Source organism: Pseudomonas aylmerensis (assembly GCF_001702265.1).
GTDB classification, from domain to species: domain Bacteria; phylum Pseudomonadota; class Gammaproteobacteria; order Pseudomonadales; family Pseudomonadaceae; genus Aquipseudomonas; species Aquipseudomonas aylmerensis.
The window spans coordinates 168,490-188,488 of sequence record NZ_MAUE01000045.1 but is presented as its reverse complement, the minus strand read 5'-3'; the positions used below and the strand labels follow the sequence as shown (position 1 = coordinate 188,488).

Below are 19,999 nucleotides of genomic sequence, written 5' to 3'. Positions count from 1 at the left end.
AGGATAGCGGCAGGGGATGGGATCAGGGTTTGACCTGACTCAATTCGACATGAAAGCGGCAGCCATTCGGCTCCATGGTGCTCAGGCTGACGCTCCAGCCCTGGTTCTCGCAGATGCGCTGCACCAGCGACAAACCCAGGCCCAGGCCATCGCCGCGCTTCTCGTTGCCGCGCACAAAAGGCTCGAACATGGCTTCGCGCTTGTCTTCAGGGATGCCCACGCCGGTGTCCTCGACCACGAAGCCACTCGGCTCCAGGGTCAGGCGGATGAACCCCTGCTCGGTGTAGTGCAAGGCATTGCGCAGCAGGTTGCCCATCACCGCATGCAGGAAGGTGGCGTTGTAGCGCGTGTCCAGCGGGTTGCCGCGCTGGTAGATCAATTCCAGGCCCTTGCGCTCGATGGGTTCGCGCCAGATACCGAGCAAGTCGTCGGCGACCTGCTCCAGGCTGACCTGCGGCGACATGGTGCCATCGTCATGCTCGGCACGGGCCAGCATCAGGAAGGTCTGCACCAGTTCGCGCATCTCCTCACAAGCCCGGGCGATGCGCTCAACCTGATTGCGCCCGCGCTGATCGATGGCCGGGTTTTCCAGCAACAATTCGCAAGAGCTGGCCAGCACCATCAAGGGCGTGCGCAATTCGTGACTGACATCGCTGGTAAACAACTGCTCGCGGGACAACGCCTGGCGCAGACGCCCGAGGGTGGCATCGAAGGCCACGGCCAACTCACCGACTTCATCGGCCGCGTAGTCCGGCGCCAGCGGCGGCGCCAGACCGAGCAACTGATCGCGATGTCGCACCTGGCGGGCCAGGCGCACCACCGGCGCCATCACCTTGCGCGCCAGCACCCAGCCGAGGAATACCGCCAGCGCCAGGCTGAGCACGAAGCCCACCAGCACCACCGCAAACAATACGCGCTCACGCTCTTCGAAATCGCTCTGATCCTGCAGCAACACATAGCGGCGGCCATCGACCACTTCGACCATGGCGTGGTACGACAGCGCCTCGCGGAACACCTCATGAAAGCCCGGTTCCAGATGCCGCAGGTCCTTGGGCAATTCGAAATCGCCCGGCCCGCCGCTGAAGTAAAACAGCTGGTCCGGTTCGGGTCGGTGCCGCCAATCTTCGACAGTGTCCATCAGCAACAGGCGTTGCAAGTCACCGCCGAGGCCTGCCGAAATCAACTTCTCTTCTACCAGGTGCACCGTCGCGACGATGCCCATGGCGAAGGCTCCCGCCACCAACGCGCTCATCAAGGCAAAGGCGATGATGATCCGCTGGGCAAGGCTTTGCTTAAACTCCATCTCGGCCCTCGGCCAGGCGATAGCCCACACCATGCACCGTCTGCAGCAACGGCTTGGCGAACGGCTTATCGATCACTTGGCGCAACTGGTGCACGTGGCTGCGCAGGCTGTCGCTGTCCGGGCAGTCATCGCCCCACAGCGCCTCTTCGAGGATTTCCCGGCGCAGTACATGCGGGCTCTTCTGCATCAGCACCGCGAGCAGTTTCAGGCCCACCGGGTTGAGCTTGAGCAGGCGCCCTTCGCGGGTCACTTCGAGGGTGTCGAGGTCGTAGCTCAGGTCACCCACTTGCAGGGCACGGCGACCGCCACCCTGGGCACGGCGCAGCACGGCTTCGATGCGCGCGGCCAATTCCGACAGGGCAAACGGTTTGAGCAGGTAGTCATCGGCGCCGGACTTGAAGCCCTGCAGCCGGTCATCCAACTGGTCACGGGCGGTGAGCATGATCACCGGCGTGTCGCGACGCGCGTCTTCGCGCAGGCGTTTGCACAATGTGTAGCCATCAATGCCGGGCAGCATGATGTCGAGCACGATCAAGTCGTAATGTTCGGTGGCGGCCAGGTGCAGGCCCGACAGACCGTCCTGCGCACAGTCGACGGTATAGCCTTTTAGCCCCAGGTAATCCGCCAGGTTGGCCAGAATATCGCGGTTGTCTTCAACCAATAAAATTCGCATGGGCAGTGTCTCCGTACGCGGTAACGGCCGTGTTGGCTCGCGCAGCTTAAGGCCAAGTGTGGCTCAGGGATAGAGCTGAAAGGCCCGTCGATAAAGGTTTTCAACTGATTGATCGGCTGAACGAGTTTTTCACTATAGCTTCACAAACTGACCACAGTGTCAGGGCGAAGATCGCCCCCCATTGATATAAGGAACATGGATATGGGTTTTGTCAAAACAGCGCCAATGCGCTATTTGCTGTTGATAACCGGTGCCTGGTTAGTGGTATTCCTGCTCACGCGCAGCGTGCTGCTCATCGCTCACCTGGATGAAGTCGGCGGCAATCTGCTGCCGGTGTTTGGCGTGGGCCTGCTCTACGACCTGGGGTTCCTGGCCTATGCGGCACTGCCGTTGGGGCTGTATCTGCTGCTGTGCCCACCGGCCCTGTGGCGCCGCCGCGGCCACCGCTGGTTCCTGCAGGCGGTGCTCACCGTCAGCCTGTTTGCCATGCTGTTCACGTCGGCGGCCGAGTGGCTGTTCTGGGATGAGTTCGGCGTGCGCTTCAACTTCATTGCCGTCGATTACCTGGTGTATTCCGATGAGGTGTTGAACAACCTGTTGGAATCCTATCCGATCGGCAAACTGCTGAGCCTGCTGGCGATGCTTGCGATTGTCTTCAGCGTGGTGTTGCGCAAGCCGTTCAATGCCGCAATGAACGCGCCGCTGCCTGCGCTGCGTAGCCGTGTGGTGAATGCGTTGGCGCTGCTGGTTGTCGCCGGCCTCAGCCTGCAACTGATCAGCCAGGACAGCCCACGCACCCAGGGCGGCAACGCGTACAAGAACGAACTGGCGAGCAATGGCCCGTACCAGTTTTTCGCCGCTTTCCGCAACAACGAGCTGGACTATTCACAGTTCTACCAAAGCCTGCCCACCGAGGTGGTCGCCAAACAGTTGCGCGCGGAACTGAGTGAGCCCAACGCGCGCTTCATCGACCAGGACCCGCTGGATATCCGGCGCGCGATCACCAACCCTGGAACACCGCGCAAACCCAACATCGTGCTGGTGACCATCGAAAGCTTCAGCGCTAAATACATGGGCAGCAATGGCGATGGGCGCAACCTCACGCCCAACCTCGATGCGTTGCGTAAACAGAGCCTGTACTTCAGTAACTTCTATGCCACCGGCACCCGTACCGACCGTGGCCTGGAGGCGATCACCCTGGCGATTCCCCCCACGCCGGGACGCTCGATCGTCAAGCGCATCGGCCGGGAAAGCGGCTTTGCCAGCCTCGGGCAACAACTCAGTGTGATTGGCTACGACAGTGTGTTTGTCTACGGCGGGCGGGGTTACTTCGACAACATGAACGCGTTTTTCAGCGGCAACGGTTATCGGGTGGTCGACCAGAGCAGCGTGCCCGAAGCGGAAATTTCGTTTAAAAATGCCTGGGGCATGGCCGACGAAGACCTTTATCGCCAAACCCTGAAACTGGCCGATGCCGATTACGCCAAGCAGCAACCGTTTTTGCTGCAACTGATGACCACCTCCAACCATCGCCCCTACACCTACCCGGATGGGCGCATCGATATCAAATCCGGCAATGGTCGCGACGGCGCGGTGAAGTACACCGACCATGCCATCGGCGAATTCCTCGAGGCGGCCCGGCAGAAGCCCTGGTTCGATAACACGATCTTTGTGTTCGTCGCCGACCACACGGCCGGCAGCGCCGGCAAGGAAGACCTGCCGATCAGCAACTACCAGATTCCGCTGTTTATCTATGCACCGAAGCTGATCGACGCCCGCGAAACCGCACAACTGGCCAGCCAGATCGACTTGGCGCCGACGCTGCTGGGGCTGATCAACCTGAGCTACGAATCTACCTTCTTTGGCCGCAACCTGTTGCAGGACAATCCACTGCCACCGCGCGTGGTGGTCGGCAACTACCAGCACCTGGGGCTATTTGATGGCCAGGACCTGGCGATTCTCAGCCCACGCCTGGGTTTGCGTCGTCACTATCAAGCCTTGGCGGCGAGCCAGGAAGTCCGGGTCGGCAGTGATGATCCATTGATCCAACGGGCGATCACCTACTATCAGGCCGCCAGTTATGGGTTCAAGCAACAATTGCTGAGCTGGAAGCCGCCGAAGCCAGCGGCGCCACAGTTGAGCGAACGCTGACCCCGTGGAAGCGGGCTTGCCCGCGATAGCAGTGTGACTGGCACATCTCTTGTTGCGGCCAAGCCCTCTGTCACCAGCAAGCATGGATCCAGACACCCCAGCCCCCATAAAAAAGCCCCGCCTGCATCACTGCAGGCGGGGCTTTTTCAGTACGGGGGTAAGGCTGGCTTACATCATGCCGCCCATGCCACCCATGCCGCCCATGTCTGGCATACCGCCGCCAGCCGAGCCTTCAGCCTTCGGCTTGTCAGCAATCGCAACTTCGGTGGTCAGCAGCAGACCAGCGATCGAAGCGGCTGCCTGCAACGCGGAACGGGTCACTTTGGTTGGGTCCAGGATGCCCATTTCAACCATGTCGCCGTATTCGCTGGTTGCAGCGTTGTAACCGTAGTTACCTTTGCCGTTCTTCACTTCGTTGACCACAACACTTGGCTCGTCGCCGCTGTTGGAAGCGATCTGACGCAGTGGGGATTCAACGGCGCGACGCAGAACAGCGATACCGACGTTCTGGTCAGCATTGTCGCCTTTGAGGTCAACCAGCGCTTCCAGAGCACGGATCAGCGCAACGCCACCGCCAGGTACCACGCCTTCTTCGACGGCTGCGCGGGTTGCGTGCAGGGCGTCTTCAACGCGGGCTTTCTTCTCTTTCATTTCAACTTCGGAACCAGCGCCAACCTTGATCACTGCAACGCCGCCGGACAGCTTCGCCAGACGCTCTTGCAGTTTTTCGCGGTCGTAGTCCGAGGAAGTTTCGGCAACCTGGGCGCGGATCTGGTTGATACGCGACTGGATGTCGCCGTCAACGCCAGCACCGTCAACGATGATGGTGTTTTCCTTGGAGATGGTCACGCGCTTGGCGCTACCCAGGTTTTCCAGGGTGGCGCTTTCCAGGCTCAGGCCGATCTCTTCGGAGATAACGGTACCGCCGGTCAATACGGCGATGTCCTGCAGCATGGCCTTGCGACGGTCGCCGAAGCCTGGAGCCTTGACGGCTGCGACTTTAACGATGCCACGCATGTTGTTCACAACCAGCGTTGCCAGGGCTTCGCCTTCAACGTCTTCGGAAACGATCAGCAGTGGGCGGCCGGCTTTGGCAACGGCTTCCAGTACTGGCAGCATTTCGCGGATGTTGGAGATCTTTTTGTCGACCAGCAGGATCAGCGGGCTTTCCAGCTCGGCAACCATGGTTTCTGGCTTGTTGACGAAGTACGGGGACAGGTAGCCACGGTCGAACTGCATGCCTTCTACAACCGACAGTTCGTTTTCCAGGCCAGTGCCTTCTTCAACGGTGATCACGCCTTCTTTACCGACTTTTTCCATGGCTTCGGCAATGATGTCGCCGATGGAGCTGTCGGAGTTGGCGGAGATGGTGCCTACCTGAGCGATAGCCTTGGTGTCAGCGCATGGCTTGGACAGGTTTTTCAGCTCGGCAACAACGGCGATGGTGGCCTTGTCGATACCGCGCTTGAGGTCCATCGGGTTCATGCCGGCAGCGACGGCTTTCAGGCCTTCGTTGACGATCGACTGAGCCAGGACGGTAGCGGTGGTGGTGCCGTCGCCTGCGTCATCGTTGGCACGGGAGGCAACGTCTTTGACCAGCTGCGCGCCCATGTTTTCGAAACGGTCTTCGAGTTCGATTTCTTTGGCGACGGATACGCCGTCCTTGGTGATGGTCGGAGCGCCGAAGCTCTTCTCGATGATCACGTTACGGCCTTTCGGGCCCAGGGTCGCTTTTACTGCGTCAGCCAGGATGTTGACACCGGTGAGCATTTTCTTACGGGCGGAATCGCCGAATTTAACTTCTTTAGCAGCCATGATCGATATTCCTTAAATACTTTGTAGTAACGGGAAAATGAGCGGGAAAATCAGTCTTCCAGAACAGCGAGAATCTCGTTCTCAGCCATTACCAGCAGGTCTTCGCCGTCGACTTTCACAGTGTTGCTGCCGGAGTAAGGACCAAATACAACCTTGTCACCGACTTTAACGGCCAGCGCACGTACATCACCGTTTTCCAGAGTCTTGCCTGGGCCTGCAGCGACGATCACACCGTGGTTGGCTTTTTCAGCAGCCGAACCTGGCAGAACGATACCGCCAGCGGTTTTCTTTTCTTCTTCGCTGCGACGGATAACGACGCGGTCGTGCAGAGGACGAAGCTTGCTCATTGTCGATCTCTCCTAATTGTGTTTTTCATCGGCCGGTATCGGTACCGGCGGGTTGTATTCCGGCTGTGCCGGTCGCGCCTCGCCAAGCGAGACGCGGAAGTCTGTCTGGTGTCGCCACCAGAAACCTTGCGGTGACCGTTACATAAGGGCGCATAAGCTTATTACAAGGGGCCGGGCAGGAAATTTTTTTGCATCTGCCCGCCTATAAATGCAACACGGCACCCGAAGGTGCCGTGGCAATGAAGCGGTTATTTACTGTCGCGGTGCTCGAACTCGCCTTCGATCACATCACCTTCGCGTCCCAGGGGTTGGCGCGGAGCCGGGCCACCACGAGGTTGCAGGTCATCGGCGAATGCGCGCTGGCGAATCGCAGCTTCTTCGGCACGCTGGCGCATCTTGCCGGCCAGCAGCTTGCGGGTGACCGGCAGCAACATGACCAGGCCGACCACGTCGCTGATAAAGCCCGGCAGGATCAACAGGCCGCCCGCCAAAGCCATCATCAGGCCTTCGAGCATGGTCTGGGCCGGCAACTCGCCGCGGTTCAGGCTTTCACGCGCACGCAGTGCCGTGGCCAGGCCGGCGACACGCAGCACCAGAACGCCGAGCATCGAGCCGAGAATGATCAGCAGCAGGGCCGGGAAAAAGCCGATTGCACTGCTGACTTGTACGAATACGAACAGCTCCAACACCGGGAACAGCAGAAAGAGCAACAAAAAAGGGCGCATCAAATGGTTCCTCAACGCAAGAATGCCTTGCCAGTCCACCTTAGATGACGTCGCCATTTCGTGAATTCAAGCGTCAGCGCTGGCTTTTTTCGGCCAGACCTCGGCATGGGCCAATGAAACCAGGGCTTCGCGTACTTGTGTCGGCGTGTTGCAAGACGTTGCGAAAGGCAACCAGTGCAGCGATTGGCCAATACGCAGGTGCATGCCTTCGCTGTCGATACCGGCCAATTGCGCAGGCTCGAAGGTGGGCAAGCCGGTCAGGGCGACGTAGTGGGCGATGGCCTTGGTGTGATCGCTGTTCATGTGTTCGATCATGCTGCGCTCGGCCTTGCCCGCGAACGGATTGGCCAGGGTCAGCTGGTCGACCCAATGAATCGCGCCAAATCCACCTATATAACGGTGGCGCACCGGCTTGAGCACCCAGAAGTCGAAATCGTGGGCCTTGTGATAGTTGGCCGAATCGGGGAAGTAGCGGTAATAACGCTCGGCGGCCGCCTCGATGGCAGCGCCATCTTCGAGTTTCTCGGCTTCGGCCAGGTAAGTCAGGCGCCCCACTGCCTGCACATCGTCCGCTTCGCGCTCGCCGACCAGCAGCGAGCACTTGGGGTCTTTTTGCAGGTTATGGGTGTGCTGGGCGATGCGGCTGATCAGGATCAGCGGGCGGCCCTGCTCGTCCAGGCAATAGGGCACGACCGAACCGAAGGGAAAGCCGGGCATGGCCTTGGACAATGTGGAGAGAGCCCCACGGTATTCCTTGAGCAACAGCTCTCGGGCGTTCTTGGCAACGTGCGTGCTCAACGTATGACTCCTCGGGTATGCGGCCGCCCATAGCATATGGGAATGGATCTCAACACAAGGTAATCAATATCAGCAAAGGTTGCCAAGCGGGTTTTACGGCCGGATTACCAGGCCACGCCGAAGCCTGCGGTGTAGCGGGTCTTGCTCAGGCTGCTTTCCGAGTCGCCGCTGATAATGTCGCGCTCGGCCTTGAGGTTGAGCGAGGCCCACTCGGTGACTTTGTAGCGCAGGCCTATTTCCGAATCCAGGGAATAGGCGGCCGGCCCGGACAGCGGCTTGCCCACCTCGCCGCTGGTGAAGAACTCGACCGTCTTGCCTACCAGGTAGCGGTTGTAGTTCCACTTCATGGCCAGGGAATAGAAGTTGTCCTTGCCGCCATCGGCGTATTCATAGTCGGTGCGGTTGACCAGCGAACCGAGGGAGAACGCGCCCAATTCGTCGTCCCAGAACTGATAGCCCGGGCCGGTACCGACAGTGCGTTGACGGGACAGGTCTTCAACCTTGTCGCGCTTGTAGGTCAGGCGGCCTTGCCAGAACCAGTGCTCGGTGATGAACCGGTCGAGGTCGTATTCCAGCGCCCAGTTGTCGGTGGTGGTCACGTCGTCCTGGAACTCGCGGTTGTATTCGCCCTGCCCGGTATGGCGCCACTGGCCATGCCGTGCGGTGGTCTTGAAGTCGACGTCGTAGTCGTTGGTGTCCTTGTCGGCACGCTTGTAGTCCAGCGCCAGGTCGACATTGCCCTTCCACACCAGGTCTTCGATCACAGGCTTGGGCTTGATGATCTGCTGGATGCTCGCCAACTCGACGGTCTTGGGCGCTTCGCCATTGGCCAGGACCACCTTGCCATCGTCCGCCGCTTTCAGCGACTTGGCCTTCTCGCCGGTGTAGGCATCCTGCTTGACCAGCAGCTCCTGATCGCTTTCCAGGGTTTTCACCTGTTTCCAGTCGACCGGAATGGCGCCTGCGTAATCGGTCTGGATCAGCAATTTGCCACCGTCAAAGACCTTGATCTTGCCGGTCAGGCGGTCACCGTTCTTCAACCAGACGGTATCGGCCAGCAAGGGCGAGGAGGCGCTGAAAACAGCGAGGCACAGCAGGGTTCTGGACAACATAAGCAAGTAAGGGGCTCAAGGTTGGCGAAAAGGGGCACTTATCGTGTTAGATAGCTAGGACTGACTCAAGGATTCAGGTTGAGTTCCATGCTCATCGCCATGTTCTCAGACGTTTCTTACAGATAGACCGCCATTCCCTACGGATAGACTCCAGTGAATCCAACCGCCGAAACGCCGCAAAGCCCCGCCGAAATGCGCCGCACCGCGCTGTACCTGACATTGGCGCAGGTCCCGCCAGGTTGCGTGGTGAGTTACGGCGAGTTGGCGCACTTGGCCGGCCTGGGGCGCGCGGCGCGCTGGGTGGGGCGCACCCTGAGCCAGCTTCCCGAGGACACCAAACTGCCCTGGCATCGTGTGTTGGGTGCCGGTGGTCGGATAAGTCTGCCCGTGGGCAGTGCCTCGGGCGACGAACAACGCGCGCGTTTGCGCGATGAAGGCATCACAGTCCGCAACAATCGCGTGGATATTCAGCGCCATGGCTGGCGCCCGGTAGAGCACAGCGGTTAGAGTGCGCGCTTTGTTTCCGTGAATCTGAGGCAGACTCCAGCCCATGCCCCGTAAAACCTGGCGCGCCGCGCTCGCCGCCTATGCCAGCCCCTCGACGTTAGTCCTGTTGTTGCTCGGCTTTGCCGCCGGCTTGCCTTACATGTTGGTGTTCTCGACGCTTTCGGTGTGGTTGCGTGAGGCCGGTGTGGCCCGCGAGACCATCGGCTATGCGAGCCTGATCGGCCTGGCATACGCCTTCAAATGGGTGTGGTCGCCGCTGCTCGACCAATGGCGCCTGCCGCTGCTCGGTAAACTCGGACGTCGTCGTTCCTGGCTGGTGCTGGCCCAGTCGCTGGTGATCCTCGGATTGATCGGCATGGGGTTCTGCGACCCTCAGAAACACCTGTCCTGGCTGATCGCCATTGCGGTGATCGTGGCCTTTGCCTCGGCGACGCAAGACATCGCAGTCGACGCCTACCGCCTGGAAATCGCCGACGACAGCCGCCAGGCCGCCCTCGCTGCCAGCTATATGTCCGGCTACCGGATCGCCGCCCTGCTGGCCACGGCCGGCGCGCTGTTTTTTGCCGAAGGCTTCGGTTCCACCGGTTTCAACTATAAGCACTCGGCATGGACCGGCACCTATGTGCTGTTCGGCGTGCTGATGATCCCGGCACTGCTGACCACCCTGTTCATGCGCGAACCCAATGTGCCATTGCGCACCCAATTGCAGGCCGGGCGCTACAGCTTCGTGCATCAACTGGTGTCGGTGTTCGTACTGATCGTGTTGCTGGTGTCGGTGCCCGCGATGTTTACCCAGCTGTACAACACCGACTTTGCCAGCGTGCTGTTCCACGGCATGAGCCTGTGGGAACTGCTGATGGAAGACCGCGCCTTCCTGCGCGCCATCCTCTATATCACCCTCACCGCCCTGTGCCTCTCAGCCATGGGTCGACGTGGCCTGGCGCCGGTGCTGACGCCGGTCAACGACTTTATCCTGCGTTACCGCTGGCAGGCCTTGCTACTGCTGGGGCTGATTGCCACCTACCGGATGTCAGACACGGTGATGGGCGTGATGGCCAACGTGTTCTACATCGACCAGGGCTTCACCAAGGACCAGATCGCCGGGGTCAGCAAGATCTTCGGCCTGATCATGACCCTGCTCGGCGCCGGCATGGGCGGCCTGCTGATTGTGCGCTTCGGCATCCTGCCGATCCTGTTCATCGGCGGCGTGGCGTCGGCCGGCACCAACCTGTTGTTCGTCGCACTCGCGGACATGGGCCCGGACCTGCAGATGTTGATTTTCACCATCTCCCTGGACAACTTCAGCTCAGGGCTGGCGACGTCGGCCTTCGTGGCGTACCTGTCGAGCCTGACCAACCTGAAGTTCTCCGCCACACAGTACGCGCTGCTCAGCTCGATCATGCTGTTGCTGCCGCGCCTGATCGGTGGGTACTCGGGGGTGATGGTGGAGAAGTTCGGGTATCACAATTTCTTCTTGATCACCTGCCTGCTCGGTGTGCCGACGCTGTTCCTGATTGCGCTGCACTGGTTTCAGGAGAATCGGCGGATTCGGTTGAATCCTCCGGCCGAGGACTGACACGACCGGTCACTGCAGGGGCTGACCTGCCTGCGATGCGCACACCTTGGCCTACAGTGACAACGAGGTGATGCCAGCGCAGGCAAGCCAGCGCCTGCACAAAGGCTTTCGACAGAAGCCTCACCACGACCTGATGCCTGTACTCCAGCAGCAAGCGCCCGTACAATCCCAAGTCATTTCAAGTCCAAGCAACCGACAACGGCCTACCATGCGTACCAGTCAATATTTGCTCGCCACACAGAAAGAAACGCCTTCCGACGCGGTCGTGATCAGCCATCAGCTGATGCTGCGCGCCGGCATGATCCGCAAACTGGCCTCTGGCCTGTACACCTGGCTGCCCATGGGCTTGAAGGTGATGCGCAAGGTCGAAGCCATCGTTCGTGAAGAAATGAACGCCGCCGGCTCTCTGGAAGTGTTGATGCCGAGCACCCAACCGGCTGAGTTGTGGCAGGAATCCGGGCGCTGGGAAGAGTACGGTCCTGAGTTGCTGCGCTTCAAGGACCGTCATGGCCGCGACTTCTGCGCCGGCCCGACCCACGAAGAAGTGATCACCGACCTGATGCGCAACGAGCTGAGCAGCTACAAGCAGCTGCCGCTGAACCTGTATCAGATCCAGACCAAATTCCGTGACGAAATCCGCCCACGCTTCGGTTTGATGCGCGGCCGCGAATTCATCATGAAGGACGCCTATTCGTTCCACGCAGACCAGGCGTCCCTGCAGGTCACCTACGACCGCATGCACCAGGCCTACTGCAACGTGTTCACGCGCCTGGGCCTGAAGTTCCGCCCGGTTGAAGCGGACAACGGCTCTATCGGCGGCGCCGGCTCCCACGAATTCCACGTGCTGGCCGAGTCGGGCGAAGACGATATCGTCTTCAGCAATGGCTCCGACTACGCGGCGAACATCGAGAAAGCCGAAGCCGTGCCACGCGAAACTTCGCGCCCTGCACCGACGCAAGAGCTGCGCCTGGTCGACACGCCGGACACCAAGACCATCGCGGCCCTGGTGGAAAAATTCAATCTGCCGATTGAAAAGACCATCAAGACCCTGATCGTGCGTGCCGAGGAAGAAGGCAAGCTGATCGCCCTGGTGATCCGTGGCGACCACGAACTCAACGAAATCAAGGCAGCCCAGCAACCTGGCGTAGCCAGCCCGCTGGTCATGGCCACCGATGACGAACTGCGCGACGCGATTGGCGCCGGCGCCGGCTCCCTGGGCCCGCTGAACCTGCCGTTGCCAATCATCATCGACCGCTCGGTCGAGCTGATGAGCGACTTCGGTATCGGCGCGAACATCGACGACAAGCACTACTTCGGCGTGAACTGGGAGCGTGACCTGCCGGTTCCGACCGTGGCCGACCTGCGTAACGTGGTCGCCGGTGACCCAAGTCCGGACGGCAAGGGCACCCTGGAAATCAAGCGCGGCATCGAAGTCGGGCACATCTTCCAGCTGGGCAACAAGTACAGCAAGGCGATGAAGTGCGAAGTGCTGGGCGAGAACGGCAAGCCGATCACCCTGGACATGGGCTGCTACGGCATTGGCGTATCGCGCGTGGTTGCCGCTGCAATCGAGCAGAACAACGACGAGAAAGGCATCATCTGGAGCGACGCCCTGGCGCCTTTCCAGATCGCCCTGGTACCGCTGCGCTACGAAACCGAGCAAGTACGCGAGGCTACTGACAAACTGTATGCCGAACTGACCGCCGCCGGTTTTGAAGTACTGCTGGATGACCGCGACAAGAAAACCAGCCCAGGCATCAAGTTTGCCGACATGGAACTGATTGGCATCCCACACCGGATCGTGGTCAGTGACCGCGGCCTGGCCGATGGCAATCTGGAATACAAAAGCCGGACCGAAGCCGAAGCCCAACCGTTGCCGGTGGCTGACGTGCTGTCTTTCCTCCAGGCGCGTATTCGTCGCTGAAAACCAGATCAAGAGAAGTCATGTTCAAGCGAAACACCAGAGCCCTGGGGGGCGCCGCCTTGTGCGGCGCCCTGCTGGTCAGCGGCTGCGCCAACCAGATGTCGCAACGCAGTGAGCACGAGGAGCGGGTCGAGCGTAAATTGCTCGACCATAGCCTGCAGATCGATGTCGGCGAACCCAAAGTGCTGGAGCTGCCGCAACGCCGGGTCCGCATTCACGAGCAGAAGACCTTCGAGGTCACCGAGTTCGAAGTCACCCGTCGTTACGACCGCTACACCCCCTACCAGCCCTGGCGCAAACTCTACGAGATGCCCCTGGGCGCGGTTGCCCTGGTCGCCGGCGCGGGCGCCAACGTGGTGAATATCTTCGCCCTCGGCAACCTGCCGACCAGCATGACCCACGACTGGCTGACCTACGGCGTGGACGGCCTCAACCCGTTCATGAACGTGCAATCCCATGGCCGTGCGCAACAGAACCTTGCAGGCATCGATGAAGTCCAGCGCGACAAGCGCGTGGAGTATTCGAGCCTGCCCTGGAGCGAACGCCCGGTACAGGTGACCGCCGGCAAGCAGATCCATGAGCTGACCACCGACCGTAACGGCGTGCTGCGCCTGAACCTGTTGGACAGCCCGTTTGCCGAGCAGGACCTGAACCGTGTCACGACCTTGAAGATCAGCGTGGAAGATGGCCAGGACGACGTGCATTCCGACTCGACCCTGGCGATCAGCAACACCCTGCGCGGCAAGTTGCTCGAAGCCCACGGCCTGATCTACGACGACCTGGAAGATGACGAAGTGAGCCAGTGGGTGCACCGCGTCAAACGCCTGTCGGAGCTGGGCCTGGAAGAAGAAGCCAGCGAACTGGAACAAAGCCTGATCGAACTGACACGCAATGATCCGGAGTTGCAGCAGGAGTTTCTGCAGGCGCTGACCAAGGATGCGGGGCGACTCGTCGCAGATCCGGGCGCACGCTGAACACCGCCCTGTAGGAGAACGGCTTGCCGGTCTCCTGCAGGATTAACGGGTAAACAGTTCGAGCTGTTCGTTGCCGCCGCTCAGGTCCAGCAACCGCACGCCAATCCCCAGCAACCGCACCGGCTTTGCACCGCGATTGAACGCCTGGGTCAACAGCTGTTGATAACTTTCCAGGTCCCGCCCTGCCCCGGCCTGCTCCAGGGTCGTCTGGGTAAAGTCATGAAACTTCACCTTCACAAATGGCTTGCCCGCCCGGTAGCTGCTGTCGATGCGCGCCATACGCCCGGTCAGGGTTTCCATCAGTTCGGGCAGTTTCGCCAGGCAGCTTGAAAGGTCCGGTAGATCCACATCGTAGGTGTTTTCGACACTGATCGATTGCCGTCGGCTGTCATTCTGCACCGCGCGATCATCAATCCCACGGGCCAGGCTCCACAGTCGCTCGCCAAAACTGCCGAATTCGCGCACCAACGCCAGCTTGTTCCAGTCACGTAACTGCAGGCAGTCTTCGATACCCAAGCGCGCCAGCTTGTCGGCGGTGACCTTGCCCACGCCATGCAGCTTGCTCACCGGCAATTGCGAGACAAAATCTTCGACCTGGTCCGGGGTAATCACAAACAGGCCGTTGGGCTTTTTCCAATCGCTGGCAATCTTCGCCAGGAACTTGTTCGGTGCCACGCCGGCAGACACGGTGATGTGCAATTGGTTGGACACCCGCCGACGAATATCCTGGGCGATACGCGTGGCGCTGCCGCCAAAGTGGGGGCATTCGGAAACATCCAGGTAGGCCTCGTCCAGCGACAACGGCTCGATCAGGTCGGTGTAGTCACGAAAGATCGTCTGGATTTCCTTCGAGGCTTCTTTATAGGCCTCCATGCGCGGCTTGACGATGGTCAGGTCCGGGCACAGCTTCAAGGCATGGCGGGACGACATGGCCGAACGCACACCGTAGGCCCGCGCCTCGTAGTTGCAGGTAGCGATCACCCCGCGCCGGTCTGCCGAGCCGCCGACGGCCAGGGGCTTTTGCGCCAGGCTCGGGTCATCGCGCATCTCGATGGCGGCGTAGAAGCAATCACAGTCGACGTGGATGATTTTGCGTTGCGTCATATAAACAGAGGGTTGATTCAACGGATGGCCAGTATCGCACTCACCCCTGTATATAGCACCAGTAGTTTGAATCTTCCGCTTAAGCGGTAGGAAATTTCCCAGATGAATTTATTTTCTCAATCGAATTTCGCCTGCCGATAGAGCTGAAACCCTCGGCCAGCCTGGCCCGGAGCGGCCCTGCCGGCCTGAATGGAGAGCTAACCGATTGAACCACAAGCGCTTTTCTTCGATTCACAGGTTGACACACTGGCGTTCCTCTGTAGAATGCCGACACACAGACGCGGGATGGAGCAGTCTGGTAGCTCGTCGGGCTCATAACCCGAAGGTCGTCGGTTCAAATCCGGCTCCCGCAACCAAACATCAAGAAAGGCTACTCGAAAGAGTGGCCTTTTTTGTGCGCGTCAGTTTTTCATGCCTGCGATCGCCTGCGCTTCACCACGGATGGCTTGGCAGTCCGACGCAGAGCAAGCCTGCTCGCCACAAAATTCGTTTTCTATCGCGAACTTAGGTCGCTTGAGCGGCTGATTCACACTTATTTGACCCGTCGGCCTATTAACGGTTGACACCTCGCCGTTGGGCTGTAGAATGCCGCCCACAGACGCGGGATGGAGCAGTCTGGTAGCTCGTCGGGCTCATAACCCGAAGGTCGTCGGTTCAAATCCGGCTCCCGCAACCAAACATCAAAAAAGGCTACTCGAAAGAGTGGCCTTTTTTGTATCCGGTGAAAAAGTTCTTCTGAAACAATGGCATGGCATCTTTCATGAAACCGTACACGGTTTGTAGAGTCCATCTCATTGCAAGCTATGCTAAGACGCAGGTACTACCCTCTACGACCAATGGCCGCAGTCGCCCCACCCGGTGATACGCGTTAATATTTGTAATTATTTTGTCCATAGGGATTGGTAACTTGGCTGGATACCTCCATCCTGTCGCGCACAATCCACGAGGTGATTGATGCGCGCCAACTCGTCTGAACCACAAGACACCGTCACAGCAGAACAACCGATCGCTCCCACCCGTTTGCGCTGGCTGGATCTGTTGAGCAAATACCGGCAACCCATCGGGTTGGCTGTCACCCTGTTGCTGTTCGCAATTGCCTTGATCGCCTGCCGACACTTGCTGCTGGAGCTGGACCTCTATGCCCTCCACGATTCGATCCTGGAAGTGCCCAGGCCCGCATTGCTCGGCGCATTTGCAGCGGCCGTCGTGGGTTTCATCATTCTGTTGGGCTATGAGTTTTCCGGCGCGCGCTACGCCGGGGTGAAACTGCCCGCCAAGACCCTGGCCCTGGGCGGCTTCACTGCGTTTGCCATCGGCAACGCCATCGGCCTGTCGATGCTCTCGGGCGGTTCGGTGCGCTACCGTTTATATGCACGTCATGGCATCGGCGCGTCGGAAGTCGCCCACATGACCGTGTTCGCCAGCCTGGCGCTGGGCTGCGCCTTGCCACCGTTGGCGGCATTGGCCACCTTGAGTAACCTGCCGGCCGCGTCGACCTATCTGCACCTGCCGCAAACCCTGCTCGGCGGCATTGCCGGCGCCGTGCTGCTGCTGTCGGCCGTGCTGTGCATCGGCATTTATCGCCGCCGCCTGCCGGAACAGCCCTACCCCGACAACCTGCTGGTGAAAGCCGGCCGTCGCACCCTGCGCCTGCCTGGCCGGCGCCTGACCTTCCTGCAACTGATCATTACCGCACTGGATGTGGCCGCTGCTGCCACCGTCCTTTATATGCTGCTGCCGGAAGCGCCGCCCTTCGGGCCCTTCCTGCTGGTGTACCTGCTGGCCCTGGCTGCCGGTGTGCTCAGCCATGTACCGGGTGGCGTGGGGGTGTTCGAAGCGATCCTGCTCGCGGCCTTTGCCGACAAGCTGGGCGCAGCGCCATTGGCTGCCGCACTGCTGCTGTATCGCATGATCTATGTGGTGCTGCCGCTGCTGATCGCCTGCGTGTTCCTGCTGGTCAATGAAGCGCAGCGCCTGTTCCAGACGCAACAAAGCCTGCGGGTGGCCTCGGGCCTGGCGGCACCGGTATTGGCCGTACTGGTTTTTTTGTCCGGCGTGGTCCTGCTGTTTTCCGGCGCCACGCCGGAAATCGACTCACGCCTGGAAAACATCGGCTTCCTGATTCCTCATCGCCTGATTGATGCCTCGCACTTTGGTGCCAGCCTGATCGGCGTGCTGTGCCTGCTGCTCGCCCAAGGCTTGCGTCGTCGCTTGTCAGCCGCCTGGATGCTGACCATGGTGCTGCTGCTGACGGGCGCCCTGCTCTCGCTGCTCAAAGGCTTCGACTGGGAAGAAGCCAGCTTGATGATCATGACGGCGGTGCTGCTGGCGATCTTCCGGCGCTCGTTCTACCGCGCCAGCCGCCTGACCGAACTGCCGTTCTCGCCGCTGTACCTGGTGGCCAGCGTCTGCGTGCTGGGGGCCTCGATCTGGCTGCTGCTGTTTGCCTATCAGGATGTGCCTTACAGCCACCAACTGTGGTGGCAGTTCACTCTGGATGCCAACGCCCCGCGCGGCCTGCGTTCGCTGCTCGGCGCCGCAGTCCTGCTGGTGATCGTATCGTTGACCTGGCTGCTGCGCACCGCGCGCCCGGTGATCCACCTGCCGACCCCTGACGAGCTGGAGCGCGCCACCAAGATCCTGATGGCCTCCTCGCAACCAGACGGCGGCCTGGCGCTGACCGGTGACAAGGCGCTGCTGTTTCACCCCAACGACGAGGCTTTCCTGATGTATGCCCGTCGCGGGCGTAGCCTGGTGGCCCTGTACGACCCGATCGGCCCGACCCAGCCGCGCGCCGAAATGATCTGGCAGTTCCGCGACCTGTGCGACATCCACCACGCGCGCCCGGTGTTCTACCAGGTCCGCGCCGAGAACCTGCCGTACTACATGGACATCGGCCTGACCGCGATCAAGCTGGGTGAAGAGGCGCGTGTCGACCTCAAGCGCTTTGACCTGGAAGCCAAGGGCAAAGAGATGAAGGACCTGCGCTACACCTGGAACCGTGGCAGCCGTGACGGCCTGTCCCTGGAGATCCATGAACCCGGCACGGCCCCCATGGATGAACTCAAGGTCATCTCCGATGCCTGGCTGACCGGCAAGAACGTGCGGGAAAAAGGCTTTTCCCTGGGACGCTTCAGCGACGACTATCTCAAGCACTTTCGCATCGCGATCATTCGCTTCGAAGGGCGCCCGGTAGCCTTCGCCAACCTGCTCGAGACCTACAACCACGACCTGGCCAGTCTCGACCTGATGCGCGCCCACCCGGACGCGCCCAAGCTGACCATGGAGTTCATGATGGTCGGCCTGATCCAACATTATAAGAGTCACGGCTACGCCCGCTTCAGCCTCGGCATGGTGCCGTTGTCGGGCCTGCAACCGCGCCGGGGCGCCCCGCTGACCCAACGATTGGGCTCGATGGTGTTCCGCCGCGGCGAGCAACTGTATAACTTCCAAGGCTTGCGCCGCTTCAAAGACAAGTTCCAGCCTGACTGGGAACCCCGTTATATGGCCGTGCCCGCAGGACTCGATCCGCTGGTGGCACTGGCCGATACCGCCGCCCTGATCGCGGGCGGCTTGACTGGATTGGTGAAACGCTGATGATTCGACGCTCCTGGCGGTATGTATTGGCCTTTGTTGTGCTGCTCGCCCTGATCCTGGGTGGTGGCTATTGGTACTGGAACCGCCCTGCCCCACAGCCGACCCTGGAGCAACTGCCCCAGGCCGACGGTTCGGTCATGACCCGCGTAACCCCCGCCGGCACGGCAAAGGCCCGTGTGGCCGTGGCGGTGCTGGCCGATTCAACCCTGACCGACAGCCAACTGATCGCCCTGAGCCAGGGCGGCAAGGCGCAGATCGTCCAGGTAATCCTGCCCAAGGATGACTGCACGCTGCAGGAACAAGCGCTGCAAGGCGCCCTGGCGCAGCTCAAGGGCCCGGCGACCCTGGTCAGCGGTATCGGCCCGGGTGCCAGCCTGGCCTGGCGCTGGCTGGCGGCACAGAACGACGACAAGGCCAACGCCATCTCCGTCGGCTTCGCCATGACCCAGGAAGGCTGCAAGGACCCGCTGCCGAAAACGTCCGCACACGGCAGTTGGCTGGTGGCCTGGAACGACAACCCTGACGACGATGCGGCCAGTTTCGTACGCGACACACCGCGCGCCACTACCAGCATCAGCGACTACGACATCCATTACCCGCAAGTGCTGAACAACGAGTTGCGCAAGCAGTTGGTGGGTTCGGACAACGGCGGCCTGGCGATTCCCGTGGTGGAAGTACCCGCGGGCCAGGCCAAGGACACGGTGACGCTGTTCCTCTCCGGTGACGGCGGCTGGCGTGACCTGGACCGCGATGTGGCCGGCGAAATGGCCAAGATCGGCTACCCGGTGGTGGGCATCGACACCCTGCGCTACTACTGGCAGCACAAGACCCCGGAACAAAGCGCCAAGGACCTCACCGAGCTGATGCAACACTACCGTCAGAAGTGGGGCACCAAGCGCTTCGTGCTGACCGGTTACTCGTTCGGCGCCGACGTGCTGCCGGCGATCTACAACCGCCTGCCGGAAAACGAGCAGCAGCGTGTGGACGCAATCATCCTGCTGGCGTTCGCCCGTACGGGCAGCTTTGAAATCGAAGTGGAAGGCTGGCTGGGCAATGCCGGCAAAGAAGCCGCGACCGGCCCGGAAATGGCCAAGCTGCCGGCGGATAAAGTGGTGTGCATCTACGGTGCCGAAGAAGTCGACGAGAGCGGCTGCACCGACAAGACTGCGGTGGGCGAGGCAGTGAAACTGCCGGGTGGGCATCACTTCGATGAGAACTACCCGGCGCTGGCTCAGCGCTTGGTGGACATCATTGTGAAGCACCAGGCCAAGGACAAAACCGAGTAGCTTCAGGCTGTACTCAGGCCCCAATGTCGGCGGGGTTATGTGGGAGCTGGCTTGCCTGCGATAGGGGCGCCGCGATGTGACGGACACATCAGGGTGATGCTATCGCA

15 protein-coding genes and 2 tRNA genes are annotated in these 19,999 nt (G+C 60.7%); 9 read left to right on the top strand and 8 right to left on the bottom strand.

Going from position 1 to position 19,999, the window contains the following annotated elements; translation table 11 throughout:
• Positions 1-22: 22 nt before the first annotated feature.
• Together BBG20_RS26615 and colR are read right to left on the bottom strand one after the other, a co-directional pair.
• On the bottom strand, positions 23-1,303 hold the full coding sequence (locus BBG20_RS26615) for a sensor histidine kinase (RefSeq protein ID WP_065908733.1): 1,281 nt from the start codon (positions 1,301-1,303) through the stop codon (positions 23-25).
• A complete protein-coding gene (gene colR / locus BBG20_RS26610) occupies positions 1,293-1,976 on the bottom strand; it encodes a two-component system response regulator ColR (RefSeq protein ID WP_003175870.1) in 684 nt (227 codons plus the stop codon). The genes BBG20_RS26615 and colR overlap by 11 nt, the downstream gene beginning before the upstream one ends.
• Positions 1,977-2,177: 201 nt before the next feature.
• On the opposite strand from colR, the gene BBG20_RS26605 reads away from it, so the two are divergent.
• A complete protein-coding gene (locus BBG20_RS26605) occupies positions 2,178-4,127 on the top strand; it encodes an LTA synthase family protein (protein WP_065908732.1) in 1,950 nt (649 codons plus the stop codon).
• 168 nt (positions 4,128-4,295) lie between these two features.
• On the opposite strand, the gene groL is transcribed toward BBG20_RS26605, so the two are convergent.
• The 5 genes from groL to BBG20_RS26580 all read right to left on the bottom strand — a co-directional run bounded on the left by groL (position 4,296) and on the right by BBG20_RS26580 (position 8,924).
• A complete protein-coding gene (gene groL / locus BBG20_RS26600) occupies positions 4,296-5,942 on the bottom strand; it encodes a chaperonin GroEL (protein WP_034109202.1) in 1,647 nt (548 codons plus the stop codon).
• A gap of 50 nt (positions 5,943-5,992) precedes the next feature.
• On the bottom strand, positions 5,993-6,289 hold the full coding sequence (locus BBG20_RS26595) for a co-chaperone GroES (RefSeq protein WP_003175874.1): 297 nt from the start codon (positions 6,287-6,289) through the stop codon (positions 5,993-5,995).
• Between the two features lie 248 nt (positions 6,290-6,537).
• On the bottom strand, positions 6,538-7,014 hold the full coding sequence (locus tag BBG20_RS26590) for an FxsA family protein (RefSeq protein WP_016971150.1): 477 nt from the start codon (positions 7,012-7,014) through the stop codon (positions 6,538-6,540).
• A gap of 66 nt (positions 7,015-7,080) precedes the next feature.
• Positions 7,081-7,812: a HugZ family pyridoxamine 5'-phosphate oxidase gene (locus tag BBG20_RS26585; protein WP_065908730.1), complete on the bottom strand. Its 732-nt coding sequence runs from the start codon at positions 7,810-7,812 to the stop codon at positions 7,081-7,083.
• A gap of 104 nt (positions 7,813-7,916) precedes the next feature.
• Complete coding sequence (locus tag BBG20_RS26580) at positions 7,917-8,924, bottom strand: DUF481 domain-containing protein (RefSeq protein ID WP_065908728.1); 1,008 nt, start codon at positions 8,922-8,924, stop codon at positions 7,917-7,919.
• A gap of 192 nt (positions 8,925-9,116) precedes the next feature.
• Between BBG20_RS26580 and BBG20_RS26575 the strand changes: the two genes are divergently transcribed.
• The 4 genes from BBG20_RS26575 (at position 9,117) to BBG20_RS26560 (ending at position 13,905) form a co-directional block, all read left to right on the top strand.
• On the top strand, positions 9,117-9,431 hold the full coding sequence (locus BBG20_RS26575) for an MGMT family protein (protein ID WP_207200899.1): 315 nt from the start codon (positions 9,117-9,119) through the stop codon (positions 9,429-9,431).
• A 43-nt stretch (positions 9,432-9,474) separates the two neighbouring features.
• Positions 9,475-11,007, top strand: coding sequence for an AmpG family muropeptide MFS transporter (locus BBG20_RS26570; RefSeq protein WP_065908726.1), 1,533 nt, complete (start codon positions 9,475-9,477; stop codon positions 11,005-11,007).
• A gap of 208 nt (positions 11,008-11,215) precedes the next feature.
• Entirely contained in the window at positions 11,216-12,931 is a 1,716-nt protein-coding gene (locus BBG20_RS26565; RefSeq protein ID WP_065909851.1) for a proline--tRNA ligase, read from the top strand.
• A gap of 20 nt (positions 12,932-12,951) precedes the next feature.
• Positions 12,952-13,905, top strand: a complete 954-nt coding sequence (locus BBG20_RS26560) for a hypothetical protein (RefSeq protein WP_065908724.1) — start codon at positions 12,952-12,954, stop codon at positions 13,903-13,905.
• A 42-nt stretch (positions 13,906-13,947) separates the two neighbouring features.
• On the opposite strand, the gene dinB is transcribed toward BBG20_RS26560, so the two are convergent.
• Positions 13,948-15,009 carry a DNA polymerase IV gene (dinB, locus tag BBG20_RS26555; protein WP_065908723.1) on the bottom strand — a complete coding sequence of 354 codons (1,062 nt, stop codon included), beginning with the start codon at positions 15,007-15,009 and terminating at the stop codon, positions 13,948-13,950.
• Positions 15,010-15,288: 279 nt separating this feature from the next.
• On the opposite strand from dinB, the gene BBG20_RS26550 reads away from it, so the two are divergent.
• The 4 genes from BBG20_RS26550 (at position 15,289) to BBG20_RS26535 (ending at position 19,892) form a co-directional block, all read left to right on the top strand.
• A tRNA-Met gene (locus tag BBG20_RS26550) sits at positions 15,289-15,365 on the top strand.
• A 243-nt stretch (positions 15,366-15,608) separates the two neighbouring features.
• Positions 15,609-15,685: transfer RNA gene (locus BBG20_RS26545), tRNA-Met, on the top strand.
• Between the two features lie 278 nt (positions 15,686-15,963).
• A complete protein-coding gene (gene mprF / locus BBG20_RS26540; protein ID WP_065908721.1) occupies positions 15,964-18,606 on the top strand; it encodes a bifunctional lysylphosphatidylglycerol flippase/synthetase MprF in 2,643 nt (880 codons plus the stop codon).
• Positions 18,606-19,892, top strand: a complete 1,287-nt coding sequence (locus tag BBG20_RS26535; RefSeq protein ID WP_065908719.1) for a virulence factor family protein — start codon at positions 18,606-18,608, stop codon at positions 19,890-19,892. Before mprF ends, BBG20_RS26535 begins: the two co-directional genes overlap by 1 nt.
• Positions 19,893-19,999 lie beyond the last annotated feature (107 nt).